We start from the raw sequence: 21,832 nt of genomic DNA, 5'->3' as shown, positions 1-21,832 counted from the left end.
ACCCGCGCCGGGAGCCGCGCTGTCAACGGGAAGGGCGGCGCCGGCCCCCCGAGCTCGCGGACGATCCGACTTCCGGATAAGAGTTACCGGATAAGTGTTATCGGGGCGCCCCTGGACGGTCTCCCCATCAGTGGGCATCATCGACCGCCGGTACGGACAGGGAAACTTCACATGAGTACACAGCACACGGCAGCTCTGGTGGCAGCGGCCCGCGCGGGCGATCCCCGCGCGCAGGACGAGCTCGTCAGCGCCTGCCTGCCACTCGTCTACAACATCGTCGGGCGGGCCCTGAACGGGTCCTGCGACGTGGACGACGTGGTGCAGGACACCATGCTGCGGGCGCTCGACGGGCTGCCCGGTCTACGCGCGGACGAGAGCTTCCGGTCCTGGCTGGTGGCGATCACGATGAACCGGATACGGGCGCACTGGCAGGACCGCAGCACCGGCCCGACCGGCCTGGAGGCGGCCGCGGACGTGGCCGACCCGGGCGCCGACTTCGCGGACCTCACGGTCGTCCGGCTCAACCTGGCCGGCCAGCGCCGCGAGACGGCCCGCGCCACGCGCTGGCTGGAGCCGGACGACCGGGCGCTGCTGTCGCTGTGGTGGCTGGAGTGCGCCGGGGAGCTGACCCGGGCCGAGGTCGCGCTGGCCCTGGAGCTCTCGCCGCAGCACACGGCGGTCCGGGTCCAGCGGATGAAGGCCCAGCTGGAAGCGGCGCGGGTGGTGGAGCGGGCGCTGGAGGCGCAGCCGCCGTGCGAGGCGCTGCGGACGGTGGCGGCGAGCTGGGACGGGCAGCCGTCGGCGCTGTGGCGCAAGCGAATAGCCCGGCACGCCCGCGAGTGCGTGCGGTGCTCGGGGCTGTGGAGCGGGCTGGTCCCGGCGGAGGGGCTGCTGGCCGGGCTGGCCCTGGTTCCGGTCGGGGCGGCACTGCTGGCAGGCGTACGGTCGGCCGTCGCGGGCGGCGCCGGTCTCGCCCCGGCGGGCGCGGCCTTCGCGGCCCCGGGCACCGTGCCCGGCGCTGACGCGGCGTTCTCGGACGCCGCGACCCAGCTCGCGCCCGTGGTGGCGGGCCCGGGCCGGGCCGCCCGGCGCCGGTCGGGCGACCCGGACAAGGCGGGCGCCGACCCGGCGGGCGGCCGCGGGGGTCAGCGCAGGCGGCGCCGGCACCGCCGCCGGGTCGTCGCCGGCGCGGTGATCGCCGCCTGCGTCGCGGGCGGTGGTCTGGCCTACCTCGGCACCCTGCCCGGTTCCGGTTCCGCCGAGGCGGGGGGCGCCGCTCCGGCCTCCCCGCTGGCCGCGCTGTCGGCCACCGGCGCGGGTTCCGCGTCCCCCTCGGCCACCGGCTCCGCCTCGCCGTCGGGCTCCGCGTCGGCGTCCCCGTCGGCCTCAGCCCCGCCCTCCGCCCCGGCGAGTTCGAGCGCCGCCCCGGCGCCGTCGCGGACCAAGACCAGCGCGCCCGCGACGCGTGCGGCGGCGCCCGCCCCGGCGCCGGCCGCGCCGAGCGGAACCGCCGCCCAGGTGATCGCCCTGGTCAACAAGGAGCGGGCGGCCGCCGGTTGCGGCCCGCTCAAGGAGGACGCGCAGCTGCGCAACGCCGCCCAGGGGCATTCGGACGACATGGCGCAGCGGGACTACTTCTCGCACACCGACCCCGATGGCGGCGACCCGGGGACGCGGACGACCGCCGCCGGGTACCGCTGGTCGACGTACGGGGAGAACATCGCGAGGGGCCAGCAGACGCCCGAGTCGGTGATGGACTCCTGGATGAACAGCCCGGGCCACCGCGCGAACATCCTCAACTGCTCCTTCAAGGACATCGGCGTGGGCGTCCACCAGGGCCCGGGCGGGCCCTGGTGGACGCAGAACTTCGGCGCCCGGATGTGACGTCGGCGCGGCTGCGGCCGCGGCCGTCCCCCGCGTCCCCCCGCTGACTCGGAATCCGGGCAAGATGGGAGCTGGAACCGAAGAAGCAGACCACAGTGGGCGGGATGAGGTCATTGGCGAGGAAAGAACTCCGTCCGCACCAGCGCGAGGCCGTCGAGGCGGTCGTGCGCGCCCTGGACCTGCCCGCGACCGGCCGGGTGCCCGAACGGGGCCTGCGCACCCAGGTGATCATGGCCACCGGTTCCGGCAAGTCCCTCGTCGCCGTGCGCTCCGCCGAGCAGCTGCGGGCGGCCCGGGTGCTCGTGCTGGTGCCCTCGCTCGACCTGCTCACGCAGACGACAGCGGCCTGGCGGGAGGGCGGCCGGACCGGGCGGGCGCTGGCCGTGTGCTCGCTGCGGCCCGAGGACGCGGGGATGCCCACCACCACCGACGCGCGGGAGCTGGCGCGCTGGGGTGCCGCGCCGGTGCAGCGGCTGACGGTGTACGCCACGTACGCGTCGCTGGGCCTGGGCACCGTCGAGGGCGCGCACCGGGCCGGGCTGCCGGGCTGGGACCTGATCGTGGTCGACGAGGCGCACCGGACGTCCGGGCGGATCGGCAAGCCGTGGGCGGTGGTGCACGACAACGCCCGGATCCCGTCGGTCCGGCGGCTGTACATGACGGCCACGCCCCGGGTGTGGCGGGACGGCGAACCGCCCGAGGAGACCCTGCCCGCGTCCTCGGGCGCCCGGGCGGGCACAGGACCGGCCGACCGGGGCCGGGGCGATCTGGTCGCCTCGATGGAGGACGACCCGGACGGTCCGTTCGGGGCGCGCTGTCACACCCTGTCGCTGTCGGAGGCCATCGACCGGGGGATCTGCGCGCCGTACCGGGTGGTGTGCGTGGACGTGTCCGACCCCGGGTTCCAGTCGGCGGTACTGCTCGGTCCCGAAGGGCGTTCGGACGCGGTGCGCGGGGCCCGGCTCGCGGCGCTCCAGGCAGCGCTGGTGAAGGCGGCCGCGGACCAGGGGTTCCGGCGGACGCTGGTCTTCCACCACCTGACCAAGGAGGCGGAGGCCTTCGCGGCCGGACTCCCGGCGGTCGCGGCCCGGCTGCGGCAGGCGAGCCGGACCCCGCTGCCGGTGTATCCGCGTACGGTCTGGGCGGACTGGCTGTGCGGGCAGCACCCGGCCCCGCACCGGCGGCGGGTCCTGGACGCCTTCGCCGACGGCCGGATCGCCGACAAGGCGTTCCTCGGCAGCGTCCGGGTGCTGGGCGAGGGCGTCGACACCAAGGAGTGCGACTCCGTCTTCTGGGCCGACGTACGGGGCTCCATGCCGGACCTGGTGCAGGCGGTGGGCCGGGCACTGCGGATCCGGCCGGGCGAGGGGAAGGTGGCCTCGCTGGTGGTGCCGGTGCTGCTGGGTCCGGGCGAGACACCTGAGTCGATGCTGACCTCCCGGGCGTACGGTGACCTCGCGCGGCTCCTGGAGGCGCTGCGGGCCCACGACAGCCGGCTCGTCGAGGCCCTCGCCCAGCCGCAGGCGCCGGGCGGCAGGACCGGATCGCAGGCGCACCGGCCGGGCGCCGAGGCGCTGCTGAGCTTCTCCACCCCGCGGGACCCGGCGCTGCTGGCGGCGTTCATCCGGCTGCGGGTGCTGAACCCGGAGCACGAGCAGTGGCGGCGGGGGGTGGCGGCCGCCCGGACGTACGCGGCCGCGTACGGGGACCTGAAGGTGCCGTTCGCGTACAAGGTGCCGGCGGGGGACGACCGGTGGCCCGCCGGGCTGGCCCGGTTCCCGCTGGGGCAGTGGATCGCGGACGTACGGCGGACCTACCGGCGCGGCGCCCTGGGCCGGGAGCGGGCCGCGCAGCTGGACGGGATCGGCATGGTGTGGAGCCACTTCGACGTGGCCTTCGAGGAGGGGCTGGCGGCGGCCCGCGGCTGGGCGGCGGAGCACGGGCACCTGCTGCCGCCCGTCGACGCCACCTGGCACGGCCTACCGGTCGGGGTGTGGGTCAAGAACAACCGGGCCGCGGCCCGCCGGGAGGGGCCGGGGGCGCTGTCGCAGGAGCGGCGGGAGGCCCTGGAGGAGATCGACGCGTCCTGGTGCCCCGCCTGGGACGTCTCCTGGCAGCGGGCCTTCCACCTGACGCGGGTGCACCTGGACGCGGGCGGCCGGCTGCCGCTGGCCCCGGGTGAGGTGCTGGCGCAGGGCGAGGACCTGGGCCGGTGGGTGCGCGGTCAGCGGTTGTCGTGGGACCGGCTGTCCTGGGCGCAGCGCTGGCTGCTGGAGCACGCCCTGGGGCTGACGCCGGCGAGCGGGGCGGAGCTGCCCCGGCCGCGGCGCAGCCACGCCGACGCGTGGGCCGCGCACCTGGCGGCCGCCCGGCAGTTCCACGCCCGCGAGCGGCACTTGCGGGTGCCGCGTACGCACGTGGAGCGGGTGGCCGGGCGCGAGTTCCGGCTGGGGTCCTGGATCGCCAACCAGCGGGCCCGGTCCGCCACCCTCAGCGCGGAGCGGGTGGCGGACCTGACGGCCCTGGACATGGTGTGGTCGGCGTCCTCGTCCTGACCGCGCCGTAGCGGCCCGTGGGGGGCGCGCCGCTCAGTGGTGGAACCCCGAGCGGGCCGCCGACGCCGGAGCGGCGCGCGGCCCGGCCTTCAGCTCTTCCACGGACCGCCCCATGTCCGCCACCAGCAGCGCGATCTGGTCGCGGGTCACCCCGTGCCGGATCAGCACGCGCTGGATGACCGTCTCGCCGCGGTCGGCCGGCAGCGGGTACGAGGGAACCTGCCAGCCCCGTGTGCGCAGCCGGTCGGAGAGGTCGTAGAGGCTGAACCCGGCGCCCTCGGCATCGGTGAGCGTGTACGAGACGGCGGGCAGCGCACCCTGGCCGTCGTAGAGCAGGGTGAAGGGGCCGAGCCCGTCGATCTCCCGGGCCAGGTACCGGGCGGTGTCGGCGCAGGCCTGGTGGACGCGCCGGTACCCGCCCCGGCCCAGGCGCAGGAAGAGGTAGTACTGGGCGATGACCTCGCCGCCGGGGCGGGAGAAGTTGAGGGCGAAGGTCGGCATGTCGCCGCCCAGGTAGTCCACGTCGAAGACGAGGTCGGCGGGGAGGAGGTCCGCGGTGCGCCAGACGATCCAGCCGACGCCGAGGGGCGCCAGCCCGTACTTGTGTCCCGAGGCGTTGATGGAGGCCACGCGCGGCAGCGAGAAGTCCCATACGACCTCCGGGTGGAGGAAGGGGGCGACGAAGCCGCCGCTGGCGCCGTCCACGTGGATCGGCACGTCCCAGCCCCGCTCCGCCTGGATGCGGTCGAGTTCGGCGGAGATCTCGGCGACGGGCTCGTAGACGCAGGTGTAGGTGACGCCGAGGATGGCGACGACCCCGATGGTGTTCTCGTCGACGTACTCGGCGAGCTGGTGGGGGCGCAGCCCGGTGGCGCCGGCCTCCAGGGGGACCTGGCGGAGTTCCACGTCGAAGTAGCGGGCGAACTTCTCCCAGCAGACCTGGACCGGGCCGCAGACGAGGTTGGGCCGGTCGGTTGGCTGCCCCTCGGCGCGCCGGCGGTTGCGCCAGCGCCATTTGAGGGCGAGGCCGCCGAGCATGGCGGCCTCGCTGGAGCCGGTGGTGGAGCAGCCGGTGGCGGCGCCGCCGGTGGGTGCGTTCCACAGGTCGGCGAGGATGCCGACGCAGCGGGACTCGATCTCGGCGGTCTGCGGGTACTCGTCCTTGTCGATCATGTTCTTGTCGAGGCACTGGTTCATCAGGCGGTGCACGCCGTCGTCGGACCAGGTGGTGCAGAACGTCGCCAGGTTCTGGGCGGCGTTGCCGTCGAGGAGGAGTTCGTTGCGCAGCAGTTCGTAGACCACTTCGGTGGGCGAGTGGTCGTCGGGCATCCGGCGCTTGGGGAGGACCTGGCCGCTGAGGGCGGACGCGAACACGTCCGTTTCGGCGTCGTCGGCGTGTGCGTCCTTCATCTCATGAAGTGCCATGTCCGGACTATAAGTGACAGACCGGGGCGATCCCCGCTGAACCAACCTCACCTCTTCCGGCCGAGTCACCGGTGTGATCCCGTTCATGCCGTCGCCACATGGCAGTAATAATTACTGACGAGTAGGCTTTTCGGCGCAGATCTTCCGGTCGGCATCCCCGCCGGCGGCCGGGACGAAAAGATCACCCATTTCGTTCTATGCGCAACTTGTCAGCCGATGTCCGGATACCGGTCAACTGCCCCGGACGTACTGGTAGTTCTACGGGCTATGAACAAGATCACCCGCCGGCAGGCCCTAGGCACCACTGCCGGCGCACTCACCGTCCTCGGCCTGGCGGGCGCCACCGCGTACGCCGCCGGTACCGACTCCCGCACCGCGCTGTCCGGCGGCCGCGTCGACGAGGTCTACCAGGGCCGCCGCATCGAGATCACCCCGGCGACCGGGGGCGCCCACCACGGCGGCCACCACTCGGCCGACCTGCCCGGCGTCCGGATAGACGGCCGCGAACTGCACGTGATGCAGAACGCGGACGGCACCTGGATCAGCGTCGTCAACCACTACGAGACGTTCGCCGACCCACTCACGCTCGCCCGCGCCGCGGTGCGCGAACTCCAGGGCGCGGCCCTCGTCCCGATGGGTGGCATGTGATGACCGTCCGCAAGAACCAGGCCGCGCTCACCGCCGAGGAGAAGCGCGCCTTCACCAACGCACTGCTCGAACTCAAGCGCACCGGCCGCTACGACCGCTTCGTCACCACCCACAACGGGTTCATCATGGGCGACACCGATTCGGGCGACCGGGTCGGCCACCGCTCCCCCTCCTTCCTCCCCTGGCACCGCCGGTTCCTGCTCGAATTCGAGGCGGCCCTGCAAGCCGTGGACAAAAGCGTTTCGCTGCCTTATTGGGACTGGACCACGGACCGCACGCCCCGCGCCTCCCTCTGGGCCGCCGACTTCCTCGGCGGCACCGGACGGGCCCGTGACGGACAGGTCCTGGACGGACCGTTCGCGTACGCGGCGGGCAAGTGGGAGGTGAACGTGCGGGTGGACGGACGCGCGTACCTGCGGCGAGCCCTCGGCGAGGGCGTCGCCCAGCTGCCGACCAAGGCCGAGGTGGAGGCCGTCCTCGCCATCCCGGTCTACGACGCCGCCCCCTGGAACAGCTCCTCGAACGGTTTCCGCAACAACCTGGAGGGCTGGCGCGGCGCCAACCTGCACAACCGGGTGCACGTGTGGGTCGGCGGCCAGATGGCCACCGGGGTGTCCCCCAACGACCCGGTGTTCTGGCTGCACCACGCCTACATCGACAAGCTGTGGTCCGAATGGCAGACCCGCCATCCGCAGTCCCCGTACCTGCCGGCCGCCGGTACGCCGAACGTGGTGGACCTGAACGACACCATGCGGCCCTGGAACGACGTGACCCCGGCCGACATGCTCGACCACCGGAAGTTCTACGCCTTCGACGCCGAACCGGCCGCCGCCAGCCAGCGGTAGTGCAGTTCGGGCCGGCCGACCTGACCGTACCGGGGGGTGCGGTCCGCTCGGCCGGTGTCCACCAGGTGTTCCAGGTAGCGGCGGGCGGTGATCCGCGAGGTCCCGGCCGCTTCGGCCGCCCCCGCCGCGGTCAGCCCGTCCGGGGCCGCCCGCAGCAGCGCCGCGACCCGGTCCAGGGTCGGGGCGCTCAGGCCCTTGGGGAGTTCGGCGGGGCCGGGGGCGCGCAGCGCCGCGAGGGCCCGGTCGACGTCGCCCTGGCCGGCCGCCTCCCCCGCCGTCGCGCGGAAGGCGGCGTAGCGCAGCAGCCGTTCGCGCAGGGTGGGGAAGGCGAAGGGTTTCAGCACGTACTGGACCACGCCCAGCGAGACGCTCTCGCGGACGACGGCCAGGTCCCGCGCGGAGGTCACCACGATCACGTCGACGGGGTGCCCGGCGGCCCGCAGGCCGCGCGCGAAGCGCAGCCCGTGGCCGTCGGGCAGGGCGAGGTCGAGCAGCAGCAGGTCGACGCGGGTCCGTTCCATGACCCGGGTCGCCTCCGCCAGCGAGTGGGCCACGCCGACGGCGTTGAAGCCGGGCACCCGGCCGACGTACAGCGCGTGCGCGTCGGCCGCCACCGGGTCGTCCTCGACGACGAGCACCCGTACGTCGCCGCCGGCGCGCACGTCCGGCCCCTCGGTGCTCACGGCCGGACCTCGGCGGCGCTCACGGCCGGCTCCGCTCGGCGCCCAGCGGCAGCGTCACGGTGAAGACCGCTCCGCCCTCCGGCCCCCGCGCGGCCCCCGCCGTGCCGCCGTGGCGGTGCGCGACCTGGCGGACCAGGGCGAGGCCGAGCCCGCGGCCCTCGCCCTTGCCGGACCAGCCGCGCCGGAAGACGTCCGTCCCGGGCCCCTCCGGCAGGCCGGGGCCGTTGTCGGCGACACGGATCAGCAGCGCCCGGCCGTCGGAGCGGACGGTGACCGCGACCCGCCCGCCCGGGACCCCGGTGAGGGCGTCGACGGCGTTGTCCAGGAGGTTGCCGAGCACCGTGACGAGGTCCCGCGCGGGCGGGGTGCCGGGGCCGCCGTCGACGCCGCTGCTGTCGGGGGTGACGACCAGCTCGACGCCGCGCTCGTGGGCCTGCGCGGCCTTGCCGAGCAGCAGCGCCACCAGCACCGGCTCCCCGACGGCGGTGATCACCTGGTCGGTGAGGGCCTGCGCCAGTTCCAGTTCGGCCGTGGCGAATTCCACCGCCTCGTCCACCCGGCCGAGGCCGATCAGGGAGACCACCGTGTGGAGCCGGTTGGCCGCCTCGTGGGCCTGGGAGCGCAGCGCCTGGGTGAATCCCCGCTCATGATCCAATTCCCCGGTCAGCGCCTGGAGTTCGGTGTGGTCGCGCAGGGTGACCACGGTACCGCGGCGGCCGCCGCCCGCGACGGGGGAACTGTTGACCACGAGCAGCCGGTCGGCGGTCAGGTGGACCTCGTCGACCCGGGGCCGGTCGGCGAGCAGCGCCCCGGTGAGCGGCGCGGGCAGCCCGAGGTCGGCCGCGCCGGTTCCCCGCACCTCCCCGGACAGGCCAAGCAGTTCGCGCCCGGCGTCGTTGATCAGGGTGATCCTGCGCCGGCCGTCCAGCATCAGCAGCCCCTCGCGGACGCCGTGCAGAGCCGCCTGGTGGTAGTCGTACATCCGGCTGAGCTCGGCGGCGTTCATACCGTGCGTGTGCCGGCGCAGCCGGGCGTTGACGACGTACGTCCCGGCGCCGCCGAGCGCCAGGGCTGCGGCCGCGACCCAGGCGAGCGCCGTGAGCTGCTCGGCGAGCCGGGCGCTGATCGCCCGGACGGTGATGCCCGCGCTGACCATGCCGATGACCCGGCCGTCGTCCAGCAGCGGGGTGACCACCCTGATGGACGGGCCGAGGGTGCCGGTGTAGGTCTCGCTGAAGGTCTCGCCGCGCAGGGCGGGGGCGGTGTTGCCGAGGAAGGGTTCACCGATGCGCCGCGGGTCGGGGTGGGTCCAGCGCCGCCCGTCCGGCGCCATGATCGTCACGAAGTCCACGCCGGAGTCGGCCCGGACCCGCTCGGCGTAGGGCTGGAGCGCGGCCGAGGGGTCGCTCCCGCGCTCCCCGCCCCGCACCGCCTCCCGGACGGACGGCGAGTCCGCGACGCCCCTGGCCACGGCCCCGGCCTGACGCCGGGCGGCGTCCTCGGCCTGTCCGCGGGCGCTCGCGTAGGCGAAGACCGCGCAGCCCGCGACGACGACGGCGACCAGCAGCACCTGCATGGCGAAGAGCTGCCCGGCGAGGCTGCGGGGCGGTCGGGGGAGGCGGAACATGCCGTTCAGTGTGCACCCGGCCGTGAACTCAATGAACGCAACGGTGACCGGGGTCACAGGGTGGGCGATGGTCTCCCGGAACGCATTCACCACCAGGAGGCATCGTGGCCGCCAGGCGCGACAGGACCCACTATCTCTACATCGCGGTGATCGCCGCGGTGCTGCTCGGCATCGCCGTCGGCTTCGCCGCGCCCGGCGTGGCCGTCGAACTCAAGCCGCTGGGCACCGGCTTCGTGAACCTCATCAAGATGATGATCTCGCCCGTGATCTTCTGCACGATCGTGCTGGGCATCGGCTCGGTGCGCAAGGCCGCGAAGGTGGGCGCGGTCGGCGGTCTGGCCCTCGGCTACTTCATGGTGATGTCCACGGTGGCGCTGGCCATCGGGCTGCTGGTGGGGAACCTGCTGGAGCCGGGCAGCGGGCTGCACCTGACCGAGGCGGCGCGGCACGCCGGGGAGGCGCAGGCCAAGGCGGGCGGGGCGCAGAGCACGCCGGAGTTCCTGCTGGGCATCATCCCGACGACGCTGGTGTCCGCCTTCACCGGCGGCCAGGTGCTGCAGACCCTCCTGGTGGCGCTGCTCTGCGGGTTCGCGCTCCAAGCGATGGGAACGGCGGGCGAACCGCTGCTGCGCGGGATCGGGCAGCTGCAGAAGCTGGTGTTCCGGGTCCTGGCGATGATCATGTGGGCGGCGCCGGTGGGCGCCTTCGGGGCGATCGCCGCGGTGGTCGGGGCGACGGGCATCGACGCGCTGAAGTCGCTGGCCGTCATCATGATCGGCTTCTACGTCACCTGCCTGCTGTTCGTCTTCGTGGTGCTCGGGACGCTGCTGCGGCTGTGTACGGGGATCAGCGTGTTCGCCCTGCTGCGCTACCTCGGCCGGGAGTTCCTGCTGATCCTGTCCACCTCCTCGTCGGAGTCGGCGCTGCCGCGGCTGATCGCGAAGATGGAACACGTGGGCGTCTCGCGTCCGGTGGTCGGCATCACGGTGCCGACGGGCTACTCCTTCAACCTGGACGGGACCGCGATCTACCTGACGATGTCCTCCCTGTACGTCGCCGAGGCGATGGACAAACCCCTCGCACTGGGCGAGCAGATCTCGCTGCTGCTGTTCATGATCGTGGCCTCGAAGGGCGCGGCCGGGGTGACCGGCGCGGGCCTCGCCACGCTGGCCGGCGGCCTCCAGTCCCACCGGCCGGAACTGGTCGACGGAGTGGGCCTGATCGTGGGCATCGACCGCTTCATGAGTGAGGCGCGGGCGATGACGAACTTCGCGGGCAACGCGATCGCGACGGTCCTCATCGGGACGTGGACCAAGGAGTTCGACCGGGCCCGGGCCGCCGAAGTCCTCTCCGGTCGGCTGCCGTTCGACGAGACCGCGCCGGCCGAGAACGCACCGGCCGAGGACGGGCACGCGCCGCTGCCGGGCGAACCACCGGCGCCCGTCCCCGTCCAGAGCGGGGCCGGCAAGGACGGCGTGGCGCCCTGAATCCGGGACCGGCCGGGCGGGGTTCGCCCCCACGGTGCCCGGCCCGGCCGGCTCCCCCCTCCTCGGAAACCATCGGGTTTCAGCCATACCCCTCGTAACCGCCTGGCACTGAAAGGTACTTCCGCACAGGGGCACGCGTCTGACATCTTGCGTCCACCACTCGTTTCGTACGGCCCGGCCGGTGCCACCAGTACCGCCGGGCCGTCTCCGGAGGACGCATTGATACCCCACATATCCAGCCGACCTCGACGCACGCTGGTGCTGGCGGCCGCCCTCGGCGCCGCCCTCGCGTTCGGCGCCCCCGGCGCCCTCGCGGGCACGCTCCCCGTCGCCCCCTCCACCGCGCCGGCCGCCAAGGCCCACGCTCCGGCCGCCGCGCCGGCTTCCCAGAGTGCGACCTGGGTTGCCGGCACCCGCGCCTACCTCGTGATCACCGCCCCCGGTGACAGCTCGGCGGTCCGCTCGGCCGTCGCGGCCAACGGCGGCACCGTCTTCTCGAACTTCGACGCCATCGGCGTGATCGTCGCCCACTCGGCGTCCGGCGGCTTCGCCGCCGCGATGCGCGGCGTCGCGGGCGTCCAGCAGGTCGGCGCCACCCGTACCTCGGACGTCCCGGCCGACGCCTACAACCCGGCGCTGCCCGCGAACCCGGCCCAGGCCTCGACCCCGGCCGGAGAACCGGTCCGGGCCGACATGAGCCAGATCAAGGCCGACCAGGCCTGGGCCGTCAACCCGGGCTCCGCCTCCGTCAAGGTCGGCATCCTGGACACCGGCGTGGACGACCAGCACCAGGACCTCGCGCCGAACTTCAACGCGGCCGACTCGGTCTCCTGCGCCTACGGCAAGCCCGACACCCGTACGGGCGCCTGGCGCGACGTGGACACCCACGGCACCCACGTGGCGGGCACCATCGCCGCGGCCAAGAACGGCAAGGGCGTCGTCGGCGTGGCCCCCGGTGTGAAGATCTCCGCCGTCCGGGTCGCCGAGCCGGGCAACTCGTTCTTCTTCGCCGAGAACACCATCTGCGGCTTCGTATGGGCCGGTGACCACGGCTTCAAGGTCACCAACAACAGCTATTACACGGACCCGTGGCAGTTCAACTGCCCGGACAACATCGACCAGGCCGCCATCATCGAGGGCGTCAAGCGCGCCCAGGAGTACGCCGAGGGCAAGGGCTCGCTCCAGATCGCCGCGGCGGGCAACGAGGACTACGACCTCGCCCACAAGACGACCGACTCCGCGAGCCCGAACGACTCGACGCCGGTCACCCGCACCATCACCAACGCCTGCCTCGACATCCCGACCGAGCTGCCGGGCGTGGTCACGGTCGCGGCCAACGGCACCGGCGTCACCAAGGCCTCGTTCTCCAACTACGGCCAGGGCGTCATCGACGTCGCGGCGCCGGGCAGCAACGTGTACTCCACGGTCCCGGGCGGCGGCTACGGCACCAAGAGCGGCACCTCGATGGCCACCCCGCACGTGGTCGGCGTGGCGGCGCTGATCGCCAGCGCCAACCCGGGCATCACCCCGGCGCAGATCCGCGACAAGCTGGCGGCCCAGGCCAACGACATCGCCTGCCCGTCGGACGGCCGCTGCACGGGCACCACGGCCAACAACTCGTTCTTCGGCGAGGGACAGGTCGACGCCCTCAAGGCGGTCGGGACCACCCCGCCGCCCGGCAAGTACTTCGAGAACCTCGCGGACTTCGCCGTCAACGACAACGCGACCGTGGAGAGCCCGATCACCGTCTCCGGCGTGACCGGCAACGCCCCGGCCACCCTCAAGGTGGGCGTGGACATCAAGCACACCTACATCGGTGACCTCAAGGTCGACCTGGTGGCGCCCGACGGCACCGTCTACAACCTGCACAACCACACCGGCGGCAGCGCCGACAACATCGCCCAGACCTACACCGTGAACGCCTCCTCGGAGGTCGCGAACGGCACCTGGAAGCTGCGCGTCAACGACAACGCCGCCTCCGACACGGGCAAGATCGACGCCTGGAACCTGACCTTCTAGGTCTCCCGGCCCCGCGGGCCCCGGGGTGCGGCGCCACCGCACCCCGGGGCCCGTCGCGTCATCTGCTCCGCAGGACGCAGTCCCCGCAGAGGCCGCCGCCGGGGGCCCGGTAGTAGAGACAGCAGCTGCGGCGGACGAAGGCCACCCCGAGGCCCTCCTCGTGGATGAAGGTGCCCGTCCCGCCGAGCGGACCGCCGTCGGCGAGCAGCGCCTCGGCCAGCCGTACCGCCGCGCCTCCCGGCACCCGGTCCACCAGCACGCGCAGGGCGCCCACCAGCGCCGAAGCGGAGTTTCCGCGCAGAACCCGGGGCGACACCGCGAACCGCTCGCGCAGCCGTGCGTCCAGCACGCCGAGGTGACCGGGCACGATCTCCCCGAGCGAGCCGGCGGGCCGTACGCCGTGGTCCGGGTCCGGCAGCCACAGCTCCAGCGAGCCCGCCCCGGGCAGCCGCCACCACACGCGGTCCGGTCCGAGATCCGGCACCCGCCCCGAGAGCGCCGCGCACCCGAGCCCGAGCGACCACAGCCGTGCGGCGATGCCGAACTCCGCGGTCGAGGCGGCGACCCGGCCCGGCCCGCTGCCGAGCCGCCGTCCGGTCTCGGCGACGTAGGGCCCGAGCGGCTCCCCGTACAGCTCGGCCAGCGGACGGAAGCCCGGCCCGGGCGGCTCCTCGCCGTACGGCACGCGGAAGAACGGCCCGACGGCGGCCAGCCGCTCCAGTACGTCTTCCATCCCGGTCAGCTCCATCCGGCGATGATCTCAGGCGGCCGCCGCACGAAGGACTTCAGGGTGAACCGCCCCGGCCCGGCGGACCGCGGGGCCCATGGCGTACGACGCGCCCAGCAGGACGGCGCCGAGCAGCAGCCAGCCCGGTATCCCCCACAGCAGGAGCAGCGAGGTCAGCAGCACCGGCCCCAGGGTGCGGGCGAGGGGCACGCCCGTGCCGAAGAAGCCCTGGTACTGGCCGATGCGCTCGGCGGGGGCCAGCGAGAAGCCGATCTGCCAGGACCCGGCGGACTGGCGCATCTCGGCGTCCACCTGGAGCACGGCGCCCGCCACCAGCAGCAGGGCCGCGGCCCACGCGGCCCCCGGCAGCGCGGAGAGGGCGAACACCGCGCACGAGGCGGCCATCACCAGCCCGGAGCGGCGTACGGCCCGGCCCGCGCTGTCCAGGCCGGTGACCGGGCGGGCCACGCGCACCTGGAACAGCATCACGGCCGCGGTATTGAGCACGAACAGCGCCGACACCAGCCAGCCGGGGGCGCTGGTGCGCTCCACGATCCACAGCGGGATCGCCAGGCTCAGCAGCGGCATCCGCAGCAGCAGTACCGCGTTCAGCAGGGTGACCAGGGCGTACGGCCGGTCGCGGAGCACCGCCAGCCGGGGTTCGCCCGCCGCCCGCCCCGGTACGGGTGCCACCGCGGGCAGTCGGAGCAGGAAGGCGGCGCACAGCAGGAAGCTCGCCGCGTCCAGCGCGAACACGGCGAGGTAAGCCCGCTCGGTGCCGGCGCCCAGGGCGAGCCCGCCCAGGGCGGCGCCGACGGCGAGCCCGCCGTTGAGGACGGCCTGGAGGTGGGCCAGTACCCCGGTCCGCTCGCCGGGCGCGACCACTCCGGCGAGCAGCGCCTGCCGGGCGGCGGAGAGCCCGCACTGGGCGGCGGCGTAGCAGACCGCCGCGAGCAGGAACGCCCAGAAGGAGCGGACGACCAGGAAGGACGCGACCGAGCAGGCGGTGGCCAGGGCGAGGAACACCGAGGTGCCGCGCGGACCCCGCCGGTCGGCGAGGGCCCCGAGCGGTACCCCGGCGACCGAGCCGACGGCCCAGGCCACGGTGAGACCGAGGCCGATCTGGGCGGGCGAGAGGCCCACGACCCGGGTGAAGTAGAGCGCCGAGCACACGTAGTAGGCGCCGTCTCCGACGGAATTGCTCAGCTGTGCGGCGGCCAGTCGGCGCGGCGCTCCGGGCGGGGGCAGGAAGCGTAGGGTCACCTGATCATTGGACCAGCCCACTGGCCCCGCCCCGTGGGCCAGTCGGGCAGCGTTTCAGCGGGCCACTTGCCGCACGCCCCGCGGGGCCGTGAAAGCCGTACGCGATCCGACCGCCCGTGCTCACCGCGCCGACGACCGCCTGTTCGATGGCCAGGTGGTCGAGGAGGGCGACGGGGCCGTCCGCGGACGCGGCGCCCGGCGTGGCGCCCGGGCGCGCCGGATTCTCTCGGTATCCCCGCAGGTCAGGACTGGTGGCGCGGTAGTCGACGGCAGCCGGGGCGGTGGCCTGGGGAACCCACATCGTGCGGTCGGAGGGGTGTCCGTGAACCAGCGGAACGGCCTGCGCGCCCCCGGGACCGAAGTCCGCCGAAAACATCGTCGCGGCATTGCCATTTTGGGGGTTCATGGGAGCACGTTAAGGAGCTACATTGAGCCACTCGCGTTCACCTGACAGCCCGTTGCCTTTCACCCGCGTTTTGCGCGGGGGGTGACGTCAGGAGCGCAGACTGTGCAACCACCCCACCGCCCAGAAGGACCGAAGGCTCCGTGCCCGTACCCGTACTCCTCGCCGGCCGCTCCGTGCGGCTGGAGCCCCTCGCCCCCCACCACACCGAGGCCCTGGCCGTGGCCGGTGCCGAGGATCGTACGACTTACGCCTTCACTCCCGTGCCGCACGGGTTGCAGGCGTCCCACGAGTACATCGACCGCGCGCTCGCCGATCAGGCGGCCGGTCGATCCCTCCCGTTCGCGGTGGTCAGAGCCACCGACGGGCGGGTCGTCGGTTCGACCCGGTTCCTGGAACTCGATTACTGGCAGGGACCGCTCGTGTGGCCCGCCGTGCCCGGGGTCCCGTTCGGCGATCCGGCGACGGCGGTCCCCGACGCCGCCGAGATCGGGAACACCTGGCTGTCCCCGCAGGCCCAGGGCACCGGCATCAACACCGAGGCGAAGCTGCTCATGCTCCGCCACGCCTTCGAGACCTGGGGCGTGCGCCGCGTCTCGCTGCGCGCGGACGCCCGCAACGGCCGCTCGCGGGCCGCGATGGAGCGTCTCGGCTTCACCTGTGAAGGGGTGCGCCGGGCCCATTCGCGGGGGCTGGACGGCGCTGTGCGCAGTACGGCCTTCTACTCGGTCCTCGACGAGGAGTGGCCGACCGTCCGCTCGATCATCGAGCTCCGGCTGGCGCCCGCCGCGCCGCGCAGGCGGCGGCGCAAGACGCTGGTCCCGGCGTAACGGTCCTGCATTCGGCGTAACGGTCCTTCTCCGTCGGCCCTCGCCCCGTCCCCTCCCCGGCTATCCGCCGAGGAAGGCGGGGGCGAGGGCCGACGTCATCAGCGGGGCCGGGGCGCCCGTGCCGTCGGCGGGCACTGCGTACAGGTCGGCGCCGAAGTCGCCGGGCAGTGCGTAGACGACGGTCCGGTCGTCCTTCCACACCACCTGGTCGTCCACGCTGCGCTGCTCGGCGAGCGGGGCCTCCCGCATCGAGGCCAGGTCCAGGACGTAGAGCCGCCACGGCGCGTCGGCGGACAGGCCCGGCACCCGCTTCTTGAACACCAGCCTGGTCCCGTCGGGCGACAGGGAGGGGCATTCCAGGTTCTCGCGGAGCGTGGTCACCGTACGCGCGGTGAGGTCGCCGCGGACCAGGTAGGTCTGGCCGCCGGTCGCGAGCGTCGCGTAGAAGGTCCGCTCGTCGGCGGCGAAGGTGACCCCCCAGAAGTTGACATCGGCGTTCCGGTACGCCTTGCCGTCCTTGACGACGGTGAAGTCCTCCAGCGAGGCGTCGTAGCGGCCGGTGCGCAGGTCGAGCAGTGAGGTCCGGGTGGAGAAATTCGTACCGGCGTAAGAGTCCCCGCCGACGAACACCGTCCAGGCGACGAGGTGCCCGCCGGGCGAGACCCGGGCCCGGGTGGGGATCCCGGCGAGCGGGTGCGCGGAGAGCTGCTTCAGGTGCGCGTCCAGTACGACCGCCCGGTACTGCTCCTGGACCCCGCCCTTCTCGGCCTGGAGGCAGATCCCGGTGCCGGCCGCGGAGTGGAAGCGTAGGCAGCTCACCCCGGAGGCGGTACGGGGGCCGCCGGGCGCGGCGGCCGGGACCGTGACGAGTTCGTCCCGGTGCGGGCCCCACGCCATGTTCCGGAAGACGATCCGCGGGCCCTGGTCCGCCGCGGTCAGGGAGACCTCGCCCCGGGTGACCTCGGGCCCTCCCGGGCGGGCCTGGTCCTTCTCGTCGGCCCGTGAGGAGGCCCGTACGACGGCGAGCACCCCCACGGCGGCGAGCAGCACGACGGCGGCGACGAGGATCAGGATCCGGCGTTGGAGGGTCATGGGGGCCTTTCGGGCAAACGGGGGATCGTGGCGGCGGGGGGTTCAGCCCGGGTCGGCGACGGCTTCGACGTGTGTACCGACGTCCGTTTCGGCCGGGTAGAGCCGCGCGCAGCCGGCGAGGGCGACGGCCAGCAGGACGGCGGCCACGGCCAGCGCGGGGCGGGCGCCCCACACGGTCCAGGCGGCGCCGAAGCCGAGGGAAGCGGCGAACCGGGCGAGGGCCTGGCCGGTCTGGACCAGGGCGAGGCCGCCCCCGCGGTGCTCCCCGGGCACGACGGCGGCCGCGGCGGCCATGAGCACCCCGTCGGTGGCCGCGTAGAACGCGCCGTGCAGCAGCAGCACCGCGTACGGCAGCGCGGGGTGCGACCCGCCGGCCAGCAGCAGCCCGTAGGCGGCGAGCAGCGCGACGTGGCCGCCGAGGAAGACGCGGCGGCGCCCGACGCGGTCGGCGAGCCGGCCGAGCGGCAGGGCGAGGAGGAAGAAGGCGGCGGCGGTGCCCAGCGGCAGCAGCGCGAACCAGCGGTCGGGGATCTGCCCGGCCCGCTGGAGCAACAGGAAGACGAAGGCGTCGCTGACGGTGCACAGGCCCAGGAGCAGCGCGGCGACGGTGATGCGGCGCAGGCCGGGGCCGCGCAGCAGCCCGACGGAGGCCTTCAGTGAGACGGGGGCCGCGTCGGCGGCCGGCCGGGTCCGGCGGCCGGGTACGAAGAGCACCAGGACCAGCACGCCGAGGGCGGCCACGCAGGCGCTGACGGTGAATACGGCGTCGTAGCCGTCGGCGGCACCGCGCAGGATCAGGAAGGCCAGCAGGGGCCCGATGAGTGCGCCGGCCGTGTCCATGGCCCGGTGCACGCCGAAGGCCCGCCCGCGTTCGGCGGGGGCGGCGGCCAGCGAGATCAGCGCGTCGCGCGGTGCGGTGCGCAGGCCCTTGCCGGTGCGGTCGAGGGCGAGCACCGCCCCGATCGCGGGCAGGGTGTGCGCGAGCAGCAGCAGCGGTTTGCACAGGGCGGAGAGCCCGTAGCCGATGCCCGCGAGGGCCTTGTGCCGGCCGAGGCGGTCGCCGAGGTGGCCTCCGGTGAGCCGGACCAGGGCGCTGACGCCGTTGTAGAGGCCGTCGAGGAGTCCGAAGCCGAGCGGGGTGAGGCCCAGTCCGGCGACGAGGTAGAGCGGCAGGACGGCCGTGACCATCTCGGAGGAGACGTCGGTGATCAGGCTGACCGTGCCGAGGGCGAGGACCGTGGGCGCGAGCGCGGCGCGCCGCCCCGGGCTGGTGCCCGGGGCGACGGCCTGTGGCTCGGGGGTCACGGCGGGCGCGGGCGTGCCGCGACTGTCCGCAACGTACATGGTCAGGAAGTCCAGATCCCCGTGATGTCCTTGGCGCTGGCGGCGTTTCCGGCGTGGGTGGTCAGCCCGGCCAGGCCCTCCAGGGTGCGCAGCATGTCGTAGTGGTTGTAGGTGGTGGCGGAGGTGCTGCCGGGGGTGACGGGCTGGCCGTAGAGCACGGTCGGGATCTTGTTGCCGGCGAGCCGGTTGTCCTCGTCGAAGGTGACGACGAGCAGGCTGTTGTGGGTCTTGGCCCAGTCCGCGTAGGCCTTGAGGTTGTTCTTGAGCCAGGTGTCGCCGGTGCCGACGGAGCAGTCGTGCATGTCGTTGCAGAGGTTCGGGACGACGAAGGACACCTTGGGCAGGGTGGTGAAGTCCGTCGGGAACTGCGTCATCGTCTTCGCCGTGCTGGTGGGCACGTTGGAGAAGGCGAACCAGGGGTTGTGCTTGCGGGCGTAGTTGCCGCTGCTGCAGGTGGTGGAGCCCTGGCTGGGGAGGGTCTCGTTGTAGCTGGTCCAGCTCTTGCCGGCGGCGATCAGCTCGGAGGCCAGGTTGGGCGCGGAGCTGAAGGCGGGGGTGTAACAGCTGTCGTCCGTGACTCCCTGGTTGGAGCCGGAGAAGAGCTGGAGGTAGTTGGGCTGGCTGGGGTGGGTGACGCCGTACGAGTTGGTGAGGTTGGCGCCCCCGCTCTTGAGGGAGTTGATGTACGGGGCGCTGGAGCTGCCGATGACCTGGCTGTAGGCGTGGTTCTCGAAGACCGCGACGACGATGTGGTCCGGGGCCGGCAGGCCCGCGGCGTGCGCGGGCTGGGCGGCGGCTCCGATGCCGGCCCACAGGGCGGCGCCGGCGGCGGTGACGCCGAAGGCGGTGGCCAGGGCGGTCTTACGGCGAGGACGTGAAAGGGACATGCCAAACACGGGTTCTACCTCCGGGCGCGGGGGGTTCGGGGGGCGGCGCGGACGCAACATACCCAGGGGCATGTGCATGGGCCAGGGATACTGGGCGAACAGAACGGGAACTCCGCCCCCTTTCTTGACTACGGGCAATGCCATAGCCCTCGGAAGGTCAAGAGAAGGCAAAACCCGACGGGCAGCCGTATCAGCCGCCGTACCGGCCGGAAGGACAGCAACCGCAGCCACCACAGCCGCCGTACGGGCAGCAGCAGAGCCGGCCTTACGGACAGCAGTACGGCAATCCGCAGGGGTACGGCCGGCAGCAGGACCAACAGGGCCACGACCAGGGCGGATACGGGCAGCAGGGTTACGGCCAGCAGCCGCCCCCGCAGCGCGGGCCGTCCCCGTACGAGCAGCACCCCGGCTGACCGATGACGTCCCGGACCTGATGCGGGAGAACTTCCGCACGATCAAGTCGCGCGACGGCTGGGCCTTCATGGGCTCCTCCACCGGCGGCTTCGCGAGCCTCAAGGCCGTGCTCAAGTACCGAGGGGCCCGTCGAATGACGGACCCGCGGGCTCAGGGGGTGACCCCGACGGCCCGCTGAGCGTCCCGCTCCTCCCGCGACGGCCCGCCGAACACCTTCGGCGGGCCGTCGCCGTCCCACGGCGCCCAGCCCGGGTTCCCGTCGACGGCGAAGCGGACCCAGGCCGCGTGCATCTCGTCGGCCAGTGCCTGCGGCGCGTCCGGCCCCGCCAGCCACGCCGACTCCGGCTTGTGCAGGGTGTCGAAGACGAAGCCCAGCTCCAGCGCGTGGCAGGCACCGAGGTCCGGCACACCGCTGGACCACCGGAACTCGTACAGGTGGCTCGGCGCGGCCCGGCGGGCCCCGGCGAGCCGGCGCAGCGGGTCGCGCAGCAGCCGGTCGGTGAGCAGGTGCCCGGCGAGGTCCGCCGGACCGGCGCCGGGCAGGGCGGCGCGCAGCGCCCGTACGGCGGCGCGGTCCTTGCCGCTGCGGGCGCGGGCCAGCTCCACCGCGAGCGGGCCGAGCCGGTCCAGCAGCCGCATCGCGCCGGTGGGCGCGAGCCAGAGCCGGTGTTCCTCGGCGGTCCAGCCCGCCAGCAGTGGTACGCGGGAGGCTGCGGCGGCCGCCAGCGGATCCCCCGGCAGCGAGTCCGGGTCCGCGACCAGGCCGAAGGCGGGCCCGCCGGTGACCGGGCTCGACCGGCGCAGCACGGCGCCCTGCGCGGCGAGCAGGGCCCGCAGGGGGGCGGCGGTGAAGGCCTGAGCGGTGGCGGGCACCTTGAGCAGGGCGGCCATCTTGCGGACCATCGGGCGGACCCGCTCGCGGGGCAGCACCTCGGGCGGCCCGCTCTGCATGACGGCGCCGGCGAACAGCCCGGCGGCGCGGGGCGCGCCCAGCAGGGCCCCGACGCTGATGGCGCCGGCGGACTCCCCGAAGACGGTGACCCGGCCGGGATCGCCGCCGAACGCCTCGATGTTGTCCCGGACCCAGGTGAGGGCGGCGATCTGGTCCAGCAGGCCCCGGTTGGCGGGGGCGTCGGGGAAGACGCCGTAGCCGAGGACCCCGAGCCGGTAGTTCACCGAGACCAGGACGACCCCGTCCCGGGCGAAGGCCGATCCGTCGTACACGGGCACGGCCGAGGACCCCCGGGTGAGGGCGCCGCCGTGGATCCACACCATCACCGGCAGCCGGGCCCCCGGTGACGGGTCCGGGGTCCACACGTTGAGGTTCAGGCAGTCGTCGCCCGGGACCTCCGGGTCGGCGAGCAGCGCCGCGTACCGGTCCGGATAGGGCACCTTGGGCGCGGTGGGCCCGAACGCCCCCGCGTCCCGTACGCCCTCCCAGGCGGCCGGGGGCCGGGGCGCGGCGAACCGGAGGGCTCCGACGGGCGGGGCGGCGTAGGGGATGCCGCGGAAGACGCGGATGCCGCGCTCTTCCAGCCGGCCCTCGACCACGCCGTACCGGGTGCCGGCCCGGGGCCGGGCGTCCCCCGCTGAACTCATGCTGTCCTCCTGGAGGCGTCTCCCGTTCCCGGGGGCGCCGAATCCGGTCTTCCGGGCACGGTCGCACAGCCGACCGAAGGGTGACAAGGCGTGACCCGGC

The 21,832-nt window shown here is 73.9% G+C and carries 19 protein-coding genes; 8 read left to right on the top strand and 11 right to left on the bottom strand.

Features of this window, described 5'->3' with window-relative positions; all coding sequences use genetic code 11:
* Window positions 1-171 precede the first annotated feature (171 nt).
* Window positions 172-1,884: a sigma-70 family RNA polymerase sigma factor gene (locus ACZ4M3_RS03460; protein WP_467729734.1), complete on the top strand. Its 1,713-nt coding sequence runs from the start codon at window positions 172-174 to the stop codon at window positions 1,882-1,884.
* A 104-nt stretch (window positions 1,885-1,988) separates the two neighbouring features.
* Window positions 1,989-4,439, top strand: coding sequence for a helicase associated domain-containing protein (locus ACZ4M3_RS03455; protein ID WP_467729732.1), 2,451 nt, complete (start codon window positions 1,989-1,991; stop codon window positions 4,437-4,439).
* A gap of 33 nt (window positions 4,440-4,472) precedes the next feature.
* Here ACZ4M3_RS03455 and ACZ4M3_RS03450 read toward each other — a convergent pair whose 3' ends face one another.
* Window positions 4,473-5,864: a glutamate decarboxylase gene (locus ACZ4M3_RS03450; protein ID WP_467729730.1), complete on the bottom strand. Its 1,392-nt coding sequence runs from the start codon at window positions 5,862-5,864 to the stop codon at window positions 4,473-4,475.
* A gap of 267 nt (window positions 5,865-6,131) precedes the next feature.
* Between ACZ4M3_RS03450 and melC1 the strand changes: the two genes are divergently transcribed.
* Entirely contained in the window at window positions 6,132-6,512 is a 381-nt protein-coding gene (melC1, locus tag ACZ4M3_RS03445) for an apotyrosinase chaperone MelC1 (protein ID WP_467729728.1), read from the top strand.
* On the top strand, window positions 6,512-7,357 hold the full coding sequence (melC2, locus tag ACZ4M3_RS03440; RefSeq protein ID WP_467729726.1) for a tyrosinase MelC2: 846 nt from the start codon (window positions 6,512-6,514) through the stop codon (window positions 7,355-7,357). Before melC1 ends, melC2 begins: the two co-directional genes overlap by 1 nt.
* Here melC2 and ACZ4M3_RS03435 read toward each other — a convergent pair.
* Together ACZ4M3_RS03435 and ACZ4M3_RS03430 are read right to left on the bottom strand one after the other, a co-directional pair.
* Complete coding sequence (locus ACZ4M3_RS03435; RefSeq protein WP_467729724.1) at window positions 7,315-8,040, bottom strand: response regulator; 726 nt, start codon at window positions 8,038-8,040, stop codon at window positions 7,315-7,317. The two genes, melC2 and ACZ4M3_RS03435, sit on opposite strands and share 43 nt — an antisense overlap.
* 19 nt (window positions 8,041-8,059) lie before the next feature.
* A complete protein-coding gene (locus ACZ4M3_RS03430) occupies window positions 8,060-9,667 on the bottom strand; it encodes a sensor histidine kinase (protein ID WP_467729722.1) in 1,608 nt (535 codons plus the stop codon).
* 104 nt (window positions 9,668-9,771) lie between these two features.
* Between ACZ4M3_RS03430 and ACZ4M3_RS03425 the strand changes: the two genes are divergently transcribed.
* On the top strand, window positions 9,772-11,154 hold the full coding sequence (locus tag ACZ4M3_RS03425; RefSeq protein ID WP_467729720.1) for a cation:dicarboxylate symporter family transporter: 1,383 nt from the start codon (window positions 9,772-9,774) through the stop codon (window positions 11,152-11,154).
* Window positions 11,155-11,412: 258 nt separating this feature from the next.
* On the top strand, window positions 11,413-13,173 hold the full coding sequence (locus tag ACZ4M3_RS03420) for a S8 family peptidase (protein WP_467730124.1): 1,761 nt from the start codon (window positions 11,413-11,415) through the stop codon (window positions 13,171-13,173).
* A gap of 58 nt (window positions 13,174-13,231) precedes the next feature.
* Here the strand turns inward: ACZ4M3_RS03420 and ACZ4M3_RS03415 are convergent, their stop codons facing one another.
* Genes ACZ4M3_RS03415 through ACZ4M3_RS03405 form a run of 3 tightly spaced genes read right to left on the bottom strand, consistent with a single transcriptional unit; the run spans window position 13,232 to window position 15,569 of the window.
* Window positions 13,232-13,921: a (2Fe-2S)-binding protein gene (locus tag ACZ4M3_RS03415; protein ID WP_467729718.1), complete on the bottom strand. Its 690-nt coding sequence runs from the start codon at window positions 13,919-13,921 to the stop codon at window positions 13,232-13,234.
* 12 nt (window positions 13,922-13,933) lie between these two features.
* Entirely contained in the window at window positions 13,934-15,163 is a 1,230-nt protein-coding gene (locus tag ACZ4M3_RS03410; protein ID WP_467729716.1) for an MFS transporter, read from the bottom strand.
* Between the two features lie 4 nt (window positions 15,164-15,167).
* Window positions 15,168-15,569 carry an alpha/beta fold hydrolase gene (locus tag ACZ4M3_RS03405; protein WP_467729714.1) on the bottom strand — a complete coding sequence of 134 codons (402 nt, stop codon included), beginning with the start codon at window positions 15,567-15,569 and terminating at the stop codon, window positions 15,168-15,170.
* Between the two features lie 140 nt (window positions 15,570-15,709).
* Between ACZ4M3_RS03405 and ACZ4M3_RS03400 the strand changes: the two genes are divergently transcribed.
* Window positions 15,710-16,396: a GNAT family N-acetyltransferase gene (locus ACZ4M3_RS03400; RefSeq protein ID WP_467729712.1), complete on the top strand. Its 687-nt coding sequence runs from the start codon at window positions 15,710-15,712 to the stop codon at window positions 16,394-16,396.
* 60 nt (window positions 16,397-16,456) lie between these two features.
* Here ACZ4M3_RS03400 and ACZ4M3_RS03395 read toward each other — a convergent pair whose 3' ends face one another.
* From ACZ4M3_RS03395 to ACZ4M3_RS03380, 4 genes are all read right to left on the bottom strand, one after another.
* The gene (locus ACZ4M3_RS03395) at window positions 16,457-17,488 is read right to left on the bottom strand and encodes a hypothetical protein (protein WP_467729710.1); all 1,032 of its coding nucleotides are present in this window, start codon (window positions 17,486-17,488) and stop codon (window positions 16,457-16,459) included.
* Between the two features lie 42 nt (window positions 17,489-17,530).
* Window positions 17,531-18,832: an MFS transporter gene (locus ACZ4M3_RS03390; protein WP_467729708.1), complete on the bottom strand. Its 1,302-nt coding sequence runs from the start codon at window positions 18,830-18,832 to the stop codon at window positions 17,531-17,533.
* Window positions 18,833-18,834: 2 nt separating this feature from the next.
* Complete coding sequence (locus tag ACZ4M3_RS03385) at window positions 18,835-19,719, bottom strand: alkaline phosphatase family protein (RefSeq protein WP_467729706.1); 885 nt, start codon at window positions 19,717-19,719, stop codon at window positions 18,835-18,837.
* Between the two features lie 128 nt (window positions 19,720-19,847).
* Complete coding sequence (locus tag ACZ4M3_RS03380; RefSeq protein ID WP_467729704.1) at window positions 19,848-20,123, bottom strand: hypothetical protein; 276 nt, start codon at window positions 20,121-20,123, stop codon at window positions 19,848-19,850.
* A gap of 29 nt (window positions 20,124-20,152) precedes the next feature.
* On the opposite strand from ACZ4M3_RS03380, the gene ACZ4M3_RS03375 reads away from it, so the two are divergent.
* Window positions 20,153-20,311, top strand: a complete 159-nt coding sequence (locus ACZ4M3_RS03375) for a hypothetical protein (RefSeq protein WP_467729702.1) — start codon at window positions 20,153-20,155, stop codon at window positions 20,309-20,311.
* Here ACZ4M3_RS03375 and ACZ4M3_RS03370 read toward each other — a convergent pair.
* On the bottom strand, window positions 20,284-21,732 hold the full coding sequence (locus ACZ4M3_RS03370; RefSeq protein WP_467729700.1) for a carboxylesterase/lipase family protein: 1,449 nt from the start codon (window positions 21,730-21,732) through the stop codon (window positions 20,284-20,286). The two genes, ACZ4M3_RS03375 and ACZ4M3_RS03370, sit on opposite strands and share 28 nt — an antisense overlap.
* Window positions 21,733-21,832: the final 100 nt, after the last annotated feature.

This window comes from Streptomyces sp. NPDC026522 (assembly GCF_055567555.1).
This window is presented reverse-complemented; position numbering and strand designations above follow the sequence as displayed.

Coding starts and splice junctions, on each gene's coding strand:
- ACZ4M3_RS03460 (WP_467729734.1), top strand. CDS start 172: ATGAGTACACAGCACACGGCAGCTCTGGTGGCAGCGGCCCGCGCGGGC.
- ACZ4M3_RS03455 (WP_467729732.1), top strand. CDS start 1,989: ATGAGGTCATTGGCGAGGAAAGAACTCCGTCCGCACCAGCGCGAGGCC.
- ACZ4M3_RS03370 (WP_467729700.1), bottom strand. CDS start 21,732: ATGAGTTCAGCGGGGGACGCCCGGCCCCGGGCCGGCACCCGGTACGGC.
- ACZ4M3_RS03405 (WP_467729714.1), bottom strand. CDS start 15,569: ATGAACCCCCAAAATGGCAATGCCGCGACGATGTTTTCGGCGGACTTC.
- ACZ4M3_RS03395 (WP_467729710.1), bottom strand. CDS start 17,488: ATGACCCTCCAACGCCGGATCCTGATCCTCGTCGCCGCCGTCGTGCTG.
- ACZ4M3_RS03430 (WP_467729722.1), bottom strand. CDS start 9,667: ATGTTCCGCCTCCCCCGACCGCCCCGCAGCCTCGCCGGGCAGCTCTTC.
- ACZ4M3_RS03385 (WP_467729706.1), bottom strand. CDS start 19,719: ATGTCCCTTTCACGTCCTCGCCGTAAGACCGCCCTGGCCACCGCCTTC.
- ACZ4M3_RS03375 (WP_467729702.1), top strand. CDS start 20,153: ATGCGGGAGAACTTCCGCACGATCAAGTCGCGCGACGGCTGGGCCTTC.
- melC1 (WP_467729728.1), top strand. CDS start 6,132: ATGAACAAGATCACCCGCCGGCAGGCCCTAGGCACCACTGCCGGCGCA.
- ACZ4M3_RS03415 (WP_467729718.1), bottom strand. CDS start 13,921: ATGGAGCTGACCGGGATGGAAGACGTACTGGAGCGGCTGGCCGCCGTC.
- ACZ4M3_RS03390 (WP_467729708.1), bottom strand. CDS start 18,832: ATGTACGTTGCGGACAGTCGCGGCACGCCCGCGCCCGCCGTGACCCCC.
- ACZ4M3_RS03450 (WP_467729730.1), bottom strand. CDS start 5,864: ATGGCACTTCATGAGATGAAGGACGCACACGCCGACGACGCCGAAACG.
- melC2 (WP_467729726.1), top strand. CDS start 6,512: ATGACCGTCCGCAAGAACCAGGCCGCGCTCACCGCCGAGGAGAAGCGC.